Here is a 14206-nt window from a genome sequence, read left to right on the forward strand (position 1 = left end):
AATTCCTAATGGGGGCTCGCGTGAAACCAGCCGCACGTCGTAATGCACGTCAATTCGCACTACAAGCGATTTATTCTTGGCAAGTCACTAAAGAAAATGTGGCAACTATTGAACATCAGTTTTTAACCGGTGAAAAGTATGATGAAGAAGAGCATCATGCAGGTGAACCTAGCTTAAAAGCACCAGAAACAGATGTTGCTTATTTTCAAGACTTACTGTCAGGTGTCGTGAACACAAACATGGAATTAGACAGCAAGTTACGCCCATACCTTTCTCGCCCAATGCAAGATTTGGATATGATGGAATTAGCGTTACTTCGCCTGGCGATGTATGAAATGACTAAGCGCGATGATGTACCATACAAAGTGGTGATCAACGAAGCGATTGAGCTTGCTAAAGTCTTTGCTGCAGAAGATAGTCATAAGTTCATCAACGGTGTGCTTGATAAAGCTGCGCCGCACGTTCGTAAAAAGTAATTTTTTGAATTATTACCAAAGGTCAGCCAAGTGCTGGCCTTTTTTGTATAATCAGCTTTTAAGTTCTATATAGAGTAACGCCATGCCTGGTGAATTTAATCTTATTGATAAATATTTTGCACATCGTCAAGCTAATCGCAAAGATGTCGATTTAGCCTTAGGTGATGATTGTGCATTAGTGTCACCGCCCGATGGTTATCAGATCGCAATTAGTACCGACACGGTGGTACTAGGGACGCATTTTTTAGCCGATGCTGATCCAGCCGCTGTCGCGTATAAAGCATTAATGTCGAATATTAGTGATTTAGCCGCAATGGGAGCCACGCCCGCTTGGTTTTCCATGGCGATCAGCTTGCCGGAAATTGATGAGGCTTGGTTAGCACCTTTTTGTGACGCTATGTTCGAACTGGCGGATGCGCATAATTTACAATTGATTGGAGGAGATACCACCAAAGGCCCATTGAGTATTTCTTTTACTATTCAAGGTGTCGTGCCTAAAGGCCAAGCCCTGACACGCAGTGGTGCTCAGGTAGGCGACTGGGTTTTTGTCAGCGGCAATCTAGGTGATAGTCAGGCCGGTTTAAGTGTTATCCTCAATCCTGATGATGCGAGTAAACCTCATGCTAAAGAATTGGTATTACGTCACTTTTATGCGCAATCTCGAATTAAACTCGCTGAACGACTGCGTCATCATGCCACGAGTTGTATTGATATTTCCGATGGATTGATGTCAGATCTCAAGCATGTTTTAAAGCGCTCTAAAGTGAGTGCTCAACTTGATATTGCTAGTCTACCTATCACGCAGCAAGCGACTGAGTTTTATGGTGATAAGTTGCAAGCACAATTGGCTGCATTAAAGAGTGGTGAAGAATATGAGCTGTGCTTTACCGTCGCCTCTGAAAATAAAGCGGCTTTAAATGACATTGCAGATAAAGTGGGCTGTCAGTTAACTTGTATTGGTCGAATTATCGCAAACGCTGAAACTTCGCTTTGTGATATCACCCTAGTGCGAAATGGGGTAGCGTTATCGGATGATGATCCTGCCAAACAGGCTCAAGGTTTTGATCATTTTAATTAATTTAGACTACTCCAAAAAATAACAACAATATAAGGCGCAACATGTCGCAAACACCAGATAAGATAAACCCTATCGACCGTATTAAGCTATCCAATCCATGGCATTTATTAGCTGTAGGCTTTGGCAGTGGTTTATCAAAAATTGTTCCTGGAACCATGGGAACCTTAGCTTCTATTCCCTTTTATTTATTATTGGTTCAGTTGCCGCCGCTTGTTTACGGTATCGTGGTTTTCATTGCCGCTTTAGTTGGCATAACCATTTGCCAGAAAACCTCTGATGATATGCAAGTTCATGATCATGGAGCAATAGTGTGGGATGAGTTCGTCGGTTTTTGGATCACCATGAGCGTAGTACCTTTACTGGGATTACCGCATTATGATTGGCAAACTTTGCTGATTGGTTTTGTGCTATTTCGAATTTTTGACATGGTGAAGCCGTGGCCGATTAGTCTGCTTGATCGTCATGTGCATGGTGGTTTTGGCATTATGATTGATGATGTGCTGGCTGGCGTCTTTGCCGCGATCAGTTTATGGCTGGTGGTTTTGTATTTATAACGATTATTAAGGGAAAATGAGATGTCTAAGAAAGTGTATTGTGTCGCGCAGTTTCAACCGAAAGAAGGCAAGTTAGATGAGTTGTTTGCAGTACTGCAAGCGCTAGAGCCTAATACGCTACGTGAAAATGGTTGCTTGCAATATGTGGTGACTCGTCACCGCACTAGCCCATTTGCCGGCGGTGAAAGCTACCCAATTGCGTTCCATGAAATCTGGGCAAGCAACGAAGCGTTTGAAGCTCACTGCCAACGCCAAGAAATTGCTGACTTCTTCCAACAACAATGTGTGGCAGAAACTGGTTTAGTTGCAAAATCGAATGTCGCGGTTTACACCGATGAACCTAATGATTTTGATGCGCCGAAGTTTTAAAAGTTAGCGATTCAAACACTTTACGGAATAAGGTGCAGATTATGAAATGTAAACTCGTTGATGTTTTTGCTAAAGAAAAACTCACAGGGAATGGACTAACTATTTTTTATGATTATGAGCGATTAGATTCAAATGAAATGCTTTCTTTAGCTCAAGAAATGCGTCAGTTTGAATCTATATTTGTGTTAAATAGTGACAGTAATACTTCGTTCAAAGCTAGAATATTTACAACAGAAGAAGAGCTAGATTTTGCAGGTCACCCGATCATTGGTTTAGCTGCTCATCTACATGAAGAGTCAGGGAGTATTGAGCCGAAAGAATGGGTAATAGAACTTAATAAAAGCTCTGTTAGTGTTATGACTAAAAAAACAGCTCAATACTTTCATGCTTCAATGGCTCAAGGTAGCCCTGAGTTCATTTATACACTTAATAAAGATGAAGTTACCTCCATTCTTTCTGCTTTAAATCTAACGTCAAGCCACCTCTCTCATTATCCACTAGAAGTCATTTCTACTGGCTTACCTTACTTGATTGTTCCTATTATTGGGGGGATTGAAAACGCCAGCATATCCGTTGATGACTTTGAGATATTATTAACACGCTTCGGAGCTAAATTTGTTTATGTGTTGGATGTGATTAACTTTGAAGGTAGAACTTGGGATAATAAAGGGTTAGTGGAAGATATTGCAACAGGTAGTGCTGCAGGACCCGCAGCTGCATTTTTAACTAAGCATCAGTTAGCTGCTGATAATTCAAATATAATCATTTCACAAGGGCGTTTCTTAGGACGAGAAAGTGAAATAGAAACTTATGTCGAAGCGGTGGAAGGTAATATTTCCAATATTTGGGTGTCGGGTGATGTTGTTAAAGTTGCAAATATTAGCTTTGTTTAGAACTACTTATTTAACTCTAATGGCTTATGAATAAAAAAGGACGATCGCTCGTCCTTTTTTATCGGCTTTCTATTTAATGGAACAATTAACCCAAATAAGCCTTTATCTGCTTCTCAATGCCTTCAGCATCCAAACCTAGCTCTTGATAAAGCTCATCTTGAGTGCCTTGCTGGACAAAGCGATCAGGTAAGCCTAGTTGCAGTACAGGTTTAATTTGTTTGCGTTGCATTAGCAGCTCTATCACACCAGAGCCCGCACCGCCGGCAATCACGTTCTCTTCTAGGGTAACTAGTACGTCGTGTTCCGCTGCCAGTTTCAGCACTAATTCTTCATCGAGTGGCTTAACAAAGCGCATATCGGCAACGGTAGCATCAAGGTTTTCTGCCGCTTTTAATGCTTCTGGTAAGAAGGTACCGAAAGATAAAATCGCCACTTTCTTAGCTGAGCTTTCTTTTACAATACGACCCTTACCAATCTCAAGTTCTGTCATGTCTGGTTGAATGTCTACGCCACAACCTGAACCGCGAGGGTAGCGCACCGCACTAGGGCCTTGGTGTTTATGGCCAGTGTAGAGCATTTGGCGACATTCATTCTCATCACTTGGCGCCATGATCACCATGTTTGGAATGCAGCGTATAAAGCTTAAATCAAATGCACCTTGGTGAGTTTGACCATCTGCGCCAACTAAGCCTGCACGGTCAATGGCAAACATCACAGGTAAATCCATGATTGCCACATCGTGGATCAATTGATCGTAACCACGTTGTAGGAAGGTTGAGTAGATCGCCACAATCGGATGTTGGCCGGCAATTGCCATACCAGAGGCAAGCGTGACAGCATGTTGTTCCGCAATCGCCACATCAAAATATTGCTGTGGGAATTCTTTTGAAAAACGCACCATGCCTGAGCCTTCACGCATCGCGGGGGTGATCGCCATGAGCTTAGGATCTTGCGCGGCCATATCACACAGGAAGTCGCCGAAAATTTTAGAGAAAGTTGGTTTGCCACCGCTGCTTTTCGGCAGTGAGCTTTCTTCCGGGTTGAATTTAGGTACGCCGTGATAACCAATCGGATCTTTTTCCGCTGGCTCATAACCTTTGCCTTTTTTGGTCATCACATGCAAAAACTGAGGGCCTTTTAAGCCGCGCATGTTCTTTAATGTTTTGACCAGCTCTTTAACGTCATGGCCATCGATTGGACCAATGTAGTTAAAGCCAAGCTCTTCAAACATGGTTCCTGGAACGACCATGCCTTTTAGATGTTCTTCCGTTCTACGTACCAGCTCTTTAATTGGCGGTACATTAGATAGCACTTTCTTACCACCTTCGCGGATAGAGGTGTAGAAGTTGCCTGTAAGCAATTGAGCTAAATGATTGTTGAGGGCACCAACGTTTTCAGAAATCGACATTTCATTATCGTTTAAGATCACTAGCATATCAGCGTGAACATCACCGGCGTGGTTCATTGCTTCAAAAGCCATACCTGCGGTAATTGCACCATCACCAATCACGCTTACTACTTTACGGTCTTTCCCTTCTTTTTGCGCGCTGATCGCCATCCCTAACGCAGCACTGATTGAAGTAGAAGAGTGGCCTACCGACAACGTGTCATATTCACTTTCACCGCGCCACGGGAAAGGGTGCAAGCCATCTTTTTGACGAATGGTAGACATGCGCTCACGACGACCGGTTAAAATTTTATGCGGGTAGGCTTGGTGGCCCACATCCCAGACCAGTTGATCAAATGGGGTGTTATATACATAGTGAAGCGCGACAGTCAGTTCAACAGTGCCTAGGCCGGATGCGAGGTGGCCACTTGATTGGCTTACTGAATTGAGCAAATAAGTACGCAGCTCATCACATAGCGGTGATAAACTTTCTTTTGGTAGGGTACGCAACTCATCCGGTGTATTGGCAAGTGCGAGTGTTGGATATTTTGATATATCAAGAGTCATAAAATTTTAGCGCTTAATTAGAGTATTTTAATGGCTGCGTTCGACGGCGTATCGAGCGAACTCTTCGAGTGACTGAGTATTGTAAGGTACAGCCTGCAGTGCTTGAAGCGCTTCTTGTAACAAGTCTTGCGCTTTTTGCTTGGCTCCCTCTAATCCTAGCAGAGCAGGATAGGTACTTTTGTTTGAATTTTGATCGGAACCTTGAGGCTTTCCTAAGATTTCGGTGTTGCTAATAATATCTAGAATGTCATCTTGAACTTGGAAAGCAAGCCCGACCGCTTCTGCATAACGGTCTAGATGAGGCATAACTTCAATGCCTTTTTTTCCGGCGCAAAATGCTCCCATCCGGGTTGCACATTTAATCAGAGCGCCAGTTTTGTTTCTGTGGATCTCTTCTAATTCTTCAATAGAGACTAGGCGATTTTCTGCTTCAAGATCGAGAGACTGACCCATGCACATACCTAGAGAGCCTGAAGCATTGGCCAGTTCTTTGATTAACTGAATACGTTGAGGCTCGCTGACAGCGGCTAAAGAACCTTCCGCTAGGATAGTAAATGCCAGAGTTTGTAGCGCATCACCGGTTAAGATCGCGGTCGCTTCATCAAATTCTATATGGCAAGTTGGCTGTCCACGACGCAGTTCATCATCATCCATGGCTGGTAAATCATCATGGATTAGTGAATAAGCATGAATACATTCAATGGCTGATGCAGGCGTATCTAATTGCTCAAGAGTTAAGCCAAACATCTGCCCTGTAATATAAACCAAATACGGACGAGCACGTTTACCACCAAGTAGTAGACCATAACGCATCGCTTTAGTCAGCGTTTGATGCTGATGAGGAATACTATCTAACCACAAGTTTAGCTGCTGGTTATTTCGTGTTTGGTAGTCAGCCAATGAAATGCTCATATTAAATGTCACTTTCAGGAGTAAAAGGAATCAATTCTGACTCATCGTCATCTTTTAGCAAAATCTCAACGCGCTGCTCAGCTTCGGTCAATTTGGTTTGGCTAGAACGAGCAAGGGCAATTCCACGCTCAAATTTCTTTAATGCGTCTTCCAAATCTAAATCGCCATTTTCAAGTTGATTAACCAAAGTATCTAGCTCGGTTAATGACTCTTCAAAGCTCATGTTTTCAGGTTTTTTGCTCGCCATGTGGATTCTGCTCATATAGATGATCTGGAAAGGGTTAATTGTATTTGACCTAGCAGAGGTGAAACAAGGGTTAATCTGCTTTTTATCCTAAAATTGGCAGGAAATTGTGGCCTAGAGGGGGGATAAAGGAAATACATTCCGCCTAGATGAATTGTCGTGTATAATTTTGCGCCTTAGTTTTGGCGTTATCTGAATTGAGTTTAGCCATAATGTCGAATAATCCGATAAAAAGTGAATCATGATATGAAGTTTATTGTAAAACCCCATCCAGAAATTTTTGTTAAAAGTGACTCGGTTCGTAAGCGTTTCACTCGTACACTGGAGCGTAATCTTCGCAATATAATCCAGCGCGAAACAGAGTCTGTTGCGGTATTAAACCGTCGTGATCACATTGAAATCGCTGCCAATAGCGATGAATATTACGATAAAGTGCTTGAAATCATTACGCACACGCCAGGTATTCATCACTCACTTGAAGTGTTGCAGTCTGAGTTTACCGACTTGCACAATATTTATGAGCAAGCGCTAGAGCAAAGCCGCGAACTTATCGAAGGGAAAACCTTTGTCGTACGTGTTAAGCGCCGTGGTCAGCATGACTTCACTTCGATTGAAGTTGAGCGTTATGTTGGTGGTGGTTTAAACCAAGCAGTTGAATCTGCTCGTGTGAAATTGACCAAACCAGAAGTGACCGTTAATTTAGAAATCGCCAATGAGAAGTTAAACCAAGTTATCGCCCGTCATAAAGGTTTAGGCGGTTTCCCGCTTGGTACTCAAGAAGATGTATTGAGCTTAATTTCTGGTGGTTTTGATTCAGGCGTTTCCAGTTACCTACATATCAAACGTGGTTCTAAGACCCATTATTGTTTCTTTAATTTGGGTGGCCCTGCGCACGAAATCGGCGTGAAGCAAGTAGCACACTTCTTATGGAAGAAATACGGTTCTTCAGCCAAAGTGAAGTTCATCGCGGTAGATTTTGAACCTGTTGTTGCTGAAATTCTTGAAAACGTTGATGACGGCCAAATGGGCGTAGTGCTTAAGCGTATGTTTATGCGTGCTGGTGGCATGGTTGCTGAGAAGTTCGGTATTGAAGCTTTAGTGACGGGTGAGGCGTTAGGTCAAGTATCAAGCCAGACGCTAACGAACCTACGCTTGATTGATAATGTAACGGATACTTTGATTCTTCGTCCTCTGATTAACTGGGATAAAGAAGATATTATCAACGTTGCTCGTCAAATTGGCACCGAAGATTTTGCTAAAGTGATGCCAGAATACTGTGGCGTGATCTCTAAAAAACCAACGGTGAAAGCGGTCAAAGCGAAACTTGAAAAAGAAGAATTGAATTTCAACTTCGATATTCTTGAGCAAGTGGTCGCCAATGCTCGCGTGATGGATATCCGTGACATTGAAACCGAAAGCCAAGAGCAAGCGCCAGAAGTAGAACAAGTTGCTGAGATTGCTGAGAAAGCGGTCGTTCTGGATATTCGTAGCCCTGATGAAGAGGATATGAATCCATTAGAAATTGATGGTGTTGAGATTAAACACTTACCTTTCTATAAGTTAGCGACTCAGTTTGGCGACCTTGATCAGGGCAAGCAATACTTATTGTATTGTGACCGTGGTGTGATGAGCCGTTTGCAAGCCTTGTATCTCAAAGATTTAGGCTATAACAACGTTAAAGTATATCGCCCTTAACCCTTAACTAAGGGGGGAGATAGAATAAACAAAAACGTCGGCTTTCTAGTCGGCGTTTTTTTATCTCTGAGATATATATTTGATGATTTTCAGACATAAAAAAAGCACAGCTAGAATAAATCTAACTGTGCATAAATTTGATTCACTATCAAATAATCAGGACTCAAGAGTAATGAGGGAGTATTACCCTTGGTCATAAAACTCAAAAGAGTTAATGCAAACACAACATTAGCATTAGTCAATCACAGATCTACAGGTTTGAGATAAATTCTGTAACTCATTAATGTGGGATGAAATATAGAGTTTTCATGGCACTTCAGCAATGGACAATTTATAATGCTTCGCATGAGAAAAATTAATGCGTAATAATGTTGTTAAAACAATGCTGTCATTTGACTACTAAATAAAGGTTTGATTTATGGCTAGACGTTTACCCCCTTTGAATTCATTACGAGTGTTTGAAGCAGCCGCTCGATACTTGAGCTTTACTCGTGCGGCAGAAGAACTTTTTGTTACACAAGCGGCGGTCAGTCACCAAGTAAAAGCATTAGAAGAGTTTTTAGGTATCAAGTTATTTCGACGTCGTAATCGCTCTTTATTGCTGACAGAAGAAGGGCAGAGCTACTTTTTAGATATCAAAGATATTTTTACTTCGATTTCTGATGCCACCGATAAGGTGTTAGAGCGTAGTGAAAAAGGGGCGCTAACCATTAGTTTAACCCCAAGTTTTGCCATTCAATGGTTAGTTCCACGTTTGGCGGACTTTAACGCTCAAGAGCCCGATATCGATGTGCGCATCAAAGCGGTCGATATGGATGAAGGATTGCTTTCTGACGATGTTGATGTGGCGATCTATTATGGCCGTGGTAATTGGCCGGGTGTACGTGCGGATAAGCTGTATTTAGAATGTTTGATCCCAGTTTGCTCACCCCAACTACTACTCGGTAGTAAGCCATTAAATTGTTTAGCTGACATAAAAAATCATACGTTGCTGCATGATAGTTCGCGTAAGTACTGGAAGCAGTTTACCAAAGAGCATGATATTGAAGGGGTTAACGTTAATCACGGTCCAATATTCAGTCACTCAACCATGGTGATCCAAGCGGCAATGCATGGCCAAGGCATCGCGCTAGTGAATAATGTGCTTGCCCAACCTGATTTAGATTCTGGCCGTTTAGTGCAGCCATTTGATGAAGTTCTGATCAGTAAAAATGCTTTCTATGTAGTGTGTGATACTAAGCAAGCTGATGTTGGGCGCGTAGCAACGTTCCGAGATTGGATGCTTAGCAAAGCGGCCAGTGAGCAAGACCAACTACTCGATGAAATCGGCGAAGAAATTGGCACTGTCAGTGATACTGAGGAGAAAGTATGAGTCTAGAGTCACAACTACATAAAATCATGATTGATGGTGATGACAAGGCGGCAGTGACAGTATTACTTGCCCATGGTGCTGGCGCAGGAATGGATCATGAGTTTATGGCTGACATGGCCGAAAAGTTAGCGGCTCATGGAGTGCGGGTAGTACGATTTAATTTCCCTTATATGGTAACTCGCGCACAAGATGGTAAAAAAAGACCGCCCGATCGTGCGCCCAAACTATTGGCGGATTTTGAAGAACAAATTAATAATTTTCACCGCGAAGGGCAGCATTTATTTCTTGCAGGTAAATCGATGGGGGGGCGCATGGCCAGCCATTTATCGGAACATCCATTAGTGACCGGAGTGATGTGTTTAGGATTTCCTTTTCATCCGCCGGGTAAGCCTGAAAACTATAAAGGCGAACATTTAGTGAATATCACTAAACCGACGTTAATTTTACAAGGTGAGCGCGATACTTTTGGCACTAAAGAGGAGTGTCAGTCATTTGCTTTTTCTGATGCCATTCATGTCGACTTCATTCCTGATGGCGATCATAGCTTAAAGCCTAGAGTAAAATCCGGTTTTACTGAGCAAGGTAATCGAGCATTGGCGGTTAGCAAAATGATGGCCTTTATTGAAGATTATACTCAGTGATATAGGAGAAAAATCATGTCTATTTCAAAATGCAGAGGTCAGAAGATTCTCGCTTTTGCAGGGTTTTCTGGGTTAGTTACCGTAGCGCTCGGTGCCTTTGCCGCTCATGGTTTATCACACCATTTACCTGAGTATTTACTTGGTGTGTTTAAAACTGGAGTACAATATCAAGCGTGGCATACTTTTGCGCTGTTGGTCTGTGGGATAATGTTGATGATCACTGCACCGAATTCTACTTCTCAATCAGCCGAATACTCAGAGAAAGGGCGTAAAGGTGTGGCATATGCTGGTATTTGCTTTATCATCGGCATCCTTTGTTTTAGTGGCAGCTTATATGCGCTGGCTTTAACAGGAATAAAATGGTTTGGCCCAATTACCCCATTAGGCGGTGTTTTTTTTATGTTGGGCTGGATTATCTTTGCTCTATCCGTTTTACGATTAAATAAGGTGACACTGTGAAACACGTTTTACTTTACTGCCGTTCTGGTTTTGAAAAAGAATGCGCAGGAGAAATCCAAGATAAAGCCAATAACTTAGAGATTTTTGGTTTTCCCCGTGTGAAAAAACAATCGGGTTACGTGCTTTTTGAGTGTTACCAAGAAGGTGATGCGGATAAGCTGATCAAACTTCTCGACTTTAAAGCGTTGATCTTTGCTCGCCAGATGATTGCGGTGGCTGATGCATTAACCGATTTACCGACAGAAGATCGTATTTCGCCAATTTTAGCGGCGATTGAAGCGCAGGAAAAATTCCCAACCTGCGGCGATATTCGTGTTGAAACGCCAGATACTAACGAAGCTAAAGAGTTACTAAAATTCTGCCGTAAGTTTACGGTACCTATGCGTAGTGCGATGCGTGGTAAAGGCTTCTTGTTTGCTAAAGATAATGCCAAAAAGCCAGTGTTACATGTGTGTTTTGTCGCGCCGGGGCATTGCTATGTCGGTTACTCATTATCCCAAAACAACTCGCAGTTCTTTATGGGGATCCCACGTTTAAAATTCCCATCTGATGCGCCAAGTCGCTCAACGTTGAAACTGGAAGAAGCGTTTCATGTTTTCATTCCTAAAGAAGAGTGGGATACACGCTTAGCACCAGGTATGTGGGCGGTTGATTTAGGCGCTTGCCCGGGCGGTTGGACGTATCAATTAGTTAAACGTTCTATGTTTGTTCACGCGGTGGATAATGGTGCAATGGCGCAAAGCTTGATGGATACTGGTCAGGTTAAATACCACGCAGCAGATGGCTTTAAATTTGAGCCTGCTAAGAAGAATGTCACTTGGTTAGTGTGTGATATGATTGAGAAACCATCTCGCGTTGCTCAACTAATGGGTGAATGGTTAATCCGTGGTCTAGCTAAAGAAGCGATCTTTAACTTAAAACTGCCGATGAAAGGCCGTTACGATGAAGTATTGGAAGACATTGAAAACTTGAAGATCTTCTTTAAAGAAAACGATGTACCTTTCAAGCTACAAGCGAAGCATTTGTATCATGACCGTGAAGAAATCACCGTACATGTGCAGATCTTGAAGAATATTTCGCCATATTAAAAGCAGGGCGCTTCGCTCCGAGTGACGTGTTCGCTGCGCTACGAGAAAAAGCAAAAGCTGAGAGAATAATATGTTCTCTCGGCTTTTTTTTTGCTCAAATTTAATAAAATACTCTCGAAACTCGAAACTCGAAACTCGAAACTCGAAACCAGGAACTAGGAACCTAGATATCTCACATCCTGCAAATTAAACCCTAGCTTCATATCCGTCTGTAACGCTGCAATTTTTTTGCAGGTGCGTGCTAATTCAATATGCTCATCAAACTTTTTACGATATTTAGGCACTAAGTCTTCTGCGGCATAAGCCGTTTCTATATCGCCATATTGCCGCAATATTTCTTTCGCTGCTTTCGGTCCAATACCAGGAATACCGGGAACCTTGCTTGAGCTAATTCCAACTAATCCCCAGTAATCGTCAAGTTGTTCTGGTTTGACGCCAAATTCTTGCTCGATAAATGGTGCATCTAGCCAGCGATGTTGGAAATAATCGCGAATCTGAATATTGGGTGAGAGTAGTTGGCAGTAGCCTTTATCGGTTGAGATGATGGTGGCTTTCTCGCCTGCCGATGCGACCTTGTATGCAAGTGTTGCCACTAAGTCATCAGCTTCATCGCCATCGGAAAGTAATGAATCTATGCCAAGCTCCCACCAAGCTGATTGGATCTTTTCTAAGCCAGTAAGAAGCGGTGCGGGCATGGGTTTACGGTCTTCTTTATAGCTAGGTAGAACTTGTGCTCGCCAACCTCGGTCTTGCAGATGATGATCAAATACCGCAATGATATGAGTCGGTTGTGATTCAGCCAGAATCTTATTGATGGTTCGGCTGGTGGTAGTGATGGTACGGTCAATGTCGTTGGCATCAGGTTGCGCGGAGTGCACTCGACGGATCAGGTTGAGGGCATCGATGATCACCAAGTGAATTGACATAACTTCTCCTAACACAGAATAAAAATGGCTTTGATCTATAAAAAATCAAAGCCATTGTAGCAAATTCAGCGAGTTGTAGAGTTGAATTTTATTGATTAACGAGCAACACGGTAACAAGGAATGTATTCAGAGCCCGGTAGTTTCATTCGTTTCTGCTCAACAAAGTCATTCAATAAGGTATCCATTTTTTCCATCAAGTTACGGTCACCATCAATGATGAATGGGCCGTGTTTTTTAATTTCACGAATGCCTTCCGATTTTACGTTACCCGCAACAATACCAGAGAAAGCTTTACGTAAGTTGGCAGCCAGCTTTTCTGGTGGTTGCTCTAGGTGTAGATCAAGCGCTGACATTGATTCATGTGTGGGTTCAAATGGCGCTTGGAAGTCTGGTGCGATATGTAGTGACCAGTTGAAGCTATAGGCATCTTCATGAGACTTACGGTGCTCTTTCACTTTCGGCATAGCTTCTTTCATGATTCGCGCAGCTTTAGCGGGATCGCCAATCACGATTTGATAATGCTTTTGAGCTTCAGGGCCGAGCGTATCATGAATAAATTGATCAATAGAACGGAAGTAAGCTTCACTTTCTTTTGGTCCAGTAAGCACAAGTGGTAAAGGTTGATCAGCATTATCTGGGTGCATCAATATGCCGAGAATATACAGCAATTCTTCAGCGGTTCCCGGGCCACCTGGGAAAATGATAATCCCGTGGCCTAAACGAACAAAGCCTTCTAAACGCTTTTCGATATCCGGCATGATGATCAGTTCGTTGACGATTGGATTCGGTGGCTCTGCCGCAATAATTGAGGGCTCAGTTAAGCCTATATAACGTTGGTTAGAGTAGCGTTGTTTAGCATGTCCAACCGCAGCACCTTTCATTGGCCCTTCCATCGCCCCAGGACCACACCCGGTACAAATATTCATTTCACGTAAACCAAGTTCATTACCTACTTCACGAGTATATTGGTACTCAATAGGGTTGATGGAGTGACCACCCCAGCAGACAACAAGATTAGGATCGGTGCCGGTTTTCAGTGCTTTAGCATTACGTAAAATGCCGAATACTTGGTTGGTGATTTGCGTGGAATCAGTCAGATGCAGGCGTTGGCTATCAGCCAAGTGTAAGTGTAAAAAGACAATGTCTCGCAACACCGAGAATAGGTGAGCCTGAATCCCTTTAATGATAGTACCGTCAACGAAAGCGTGCTCAGGTGGATCGGTCAGTTCGAGTTTAATACCGCGCTCGCGTCGCAGTACTTCAATTTCAAAAGATTCGTTTAATTTTAGTAACTGTTCAGAATCATCAGTATGGCTGCCGGAATTTAAGACCGCGAGAGAACAGCTGCGATAGAGTTGGTAGAGATCGCTTGAAGCGGCTTTTTTTAACTTGTTAACTTCTAATTGAGACAATAAATCTAAACTGCCCATCGGGCTAATTTGCGTAATCATAGAAAGCTCCTTGTCACCGATTATGAATTATGATTTTTTCGGTAGGGGGGCTTTCACATTACACAGGTTTGCTTTATTTCGCTATATGCGATGA

The 14206-nt window shown here is 42.7% G+C and carries 15 protein-coding genes; 10 read left to right on the forward strand and 5 right to left on the reverse strand.

Translation table 11 applies throughout. The features are described from left to right. Nucleotides 1-8 precede the first annotated feature (8 nt). The 5 genes from nusB (at nucleotide 9) to K358_RS0111080 (ending at nucleotide 3370) form a co-directional block, all read left to right on the forward strand. On the forward strand, nucleotides 9-476 hold the full coding sequence (gene nusB / locus K358_RS0111060; RefSeq protein ID WP_027696880.1) for a transcription antitermination factor NusB: 468 nt from the start codon (nucleotides 9-11) through the stop codon (nucleotides 474-476). An 82-nt stretch (nucleotides 477-558) separates the two neighbouring features. Next, the gene (gene thiL / locus K358_RS0111065; protein ID WP_027696881.1) at nucleotides 559-1554 is read left to right on the forward strand and encodes a thiamine-phosphate kinase; all 996 of its coding nucleotides are present in this window, start codon (nucleotides 559-561) and stop codon (nucleotides 1552-1554) included. Between the two features lie 41 nt (nucleotides 1555-1595). Then, nucleotides 1596-2108 carry a phosphatidylglycerophosphatase A gene (gene pgpA / locus K358_RS0111070; protein ID WP_027696882.1) on the forward strand — a complete coding sequence of 171 codons (513 nt, stop codon included), beginning with the start codon at nucleotides 1596-1598 and terminating at the stop codon, nucleotides 2106-2108. Nucleotides 2109-2129: 21 nt separating this feature from the next. Then, a complete protein-coding gene (locus K358_RS0111075) occupies nucleotides 2130-2477 on the forward strand; it encodes a putative quinol monooxygenase (protein ID WP_027696883.1) in 348 nt (115 codons plus the stop codon). Nucleotides 2478-2518: 41 nt separating this feature from the next. Beyond that, nucleotides 2519-3370 carry a PhzF family phenazine biosynthesis protein gene (locus tag K358_RS0111080; protein WP_027696884.1) on the forward strand — a complete coding sequence of 284 codons (852 nt, stop codon included), beginning with the start codon at nucleotides 2519-2521 and terminating at the stop codon, nucleotides 3368-3370. Nucleotides 3371-3455: 85 nt separating this feature from the next. Here K358_RS0111080 and dxs read toward each other — a convergent pair whose 3' ends face one another. From dxs to xseB, 3 genes are read right to left on the reverse strand one after another with little or no spacing between them, the layout of a single operon-like run. Next, entirely contained in the window at nucleotides 3456-5324 is a 1869-nt protein-coding gene (dxs, locus tag K358_RS0111085) for a 1-deoxy-D-xylulose-5-phosphate synthase (protein ID WP_027696885.1), read from the reverse strand. A gap of 27 nt (nucleotides 5325-5351) precedes the next feature. Next, nucleotides 5352-6236, reverse strand: coding sequence for a (2E,6E)-farnesyl diphosphate synthase (ispA, locus tag K358_RS0111090; protein ID WP_027696886.1), 885 nt, complete (start codon nucleotides 6234-6236; stop codon nucleotides 5352-5354). 1 nt (nucleotide 6237) lies between these two features. After that, nucleotides 6238-6483: an exodeoxyribonuclease VII small subunit gene (gene xseB, locus K358_RS0111095; RefSeq protein ID WP_027696887.1), complete on the reverse strand. Its 246-nt coding sequence runs from the start codon at nucleotides 6481-6483 to the stop codon at nucleotides 6238-6240. Nucleotides 6484-6726: 243 nt separating this feature from the next. On the opposite strand from xseB, the gene thiI reads away from it, so the two are divergent. The 5 genes from thiI to rlmM all read left to right on the forward strand — a co-directional run bounded on the left by thiI (nucleotide 6727) and on the right by rlmM (nucleotide 11735). Further along, a complete protein-coding gene (gene thiI, locus K358_RS0111100; protein ID WP_027696888.1) occupies nucleotides 6727-8175 on the forward strand; it encodes a tRNA uracil 4-sulfurtransferase ThiI in 1449 nt (482 codons plus the stop codon). 418 nt (nucleotides 8176-8593) lie between these two features. Further along, nucleotides 8594-9547: a transcriptional regulator GcvA gene (locus tag K358_RS18395; RefSeq protein ID WP_051241288.1), complete on the forward strand. Its 954-nt coding sequence runs from the start codon at nucleotides 8594-8596 to the stop codon at nucleotides 9545-9547. Further along, entirely contained in the window at nucleotides 9544-10188 is a 645-nt protein-coding gene (locus tag K358_RS0111110) for an alpha/beta fold hydrolase (protein ID WP_027696889.1), read from the forward strand. The genes K358_RS18395 and K358_RS0111110 overlap by 4 nt, the downstream gene beginning before the upstream one ends. 15 nt (nucleotides 10189-10203) lie before the next feature. Then, the gene (locus K358_RS0111115; RefSeq protein ID WP_027696890.1) at nucleotides 10204-10647 is read left to right on the forward strand and encodes a DUF423 domain-containing protein; all 444 of its coding nucleotides are present in this window, start codon (nucleotides 10204-10206) and stop codon (nucleotides 10645-10647) included. After that, the gene (gene rlmM, locus K358_RS0111120; RefSeq protein WP_027696891.1) at nucleotides 10644-11735 is read left to right on the forward strand and encodes a 23S rRNA (cytidine(2498)-2'-O)-methyltransferase RlmM; all 1092 of its coding nucleotides are present in this window, start codon (nucleotides 10644-10646) and stop codon (nucleotides 11733-11735) included. The genes K358_RS0111115 and rlmM overlap by 4 nt, the downstream gene beginning before the upstream one ends. 155 nt (nucleotides 11736-11890) lie before the next feature. On the opposite strand, the gene xni is transcribed toward rlmM, so the two are convergent. Together xni and ppnN are read right to left on the reverse strand one after the other, a co-directional pair. Further along, nucleotides 11891-12661, reverse strand: coding sequence for a flap endonuclease Xni (gene xni / locus K358_RS0111125; RefSeq protein ID WP_027696892.1), 771 nt, complete (start codon nucleotides 12659-12661; stop codon nucleotides 11891-11893). 95 nt (nucleotides 12662-12756) lie between these two features. Next, nucleotides 12757-14112 carry a nucleotide 5'-monophosphate nucleosidase PpnN gene (ppnN, locus tag K358_RS0111130; RefSeq protein ID WP_027696893.1) on the reverse strand — a complete coding sequence of 452 codons (1356 nt, stop codon included), beginning with the start codon at nucleotides 14110-14112 and terminating at the stop codon, nucleotides 12757-12759. Nucleotides 14113-14206: the final 94 nt, after the last annotated feature.

It is taken from the genome of Vibrio litoralis DSM 17657 (assembly GCF_000426765.1).
Taxonomy (GTDB): Bacteria; Pseudomonadota; Gammaproteobacteria; order Enterobacterales; family Vibrionaceae; genus Vibrio; species Vibrio litoralis.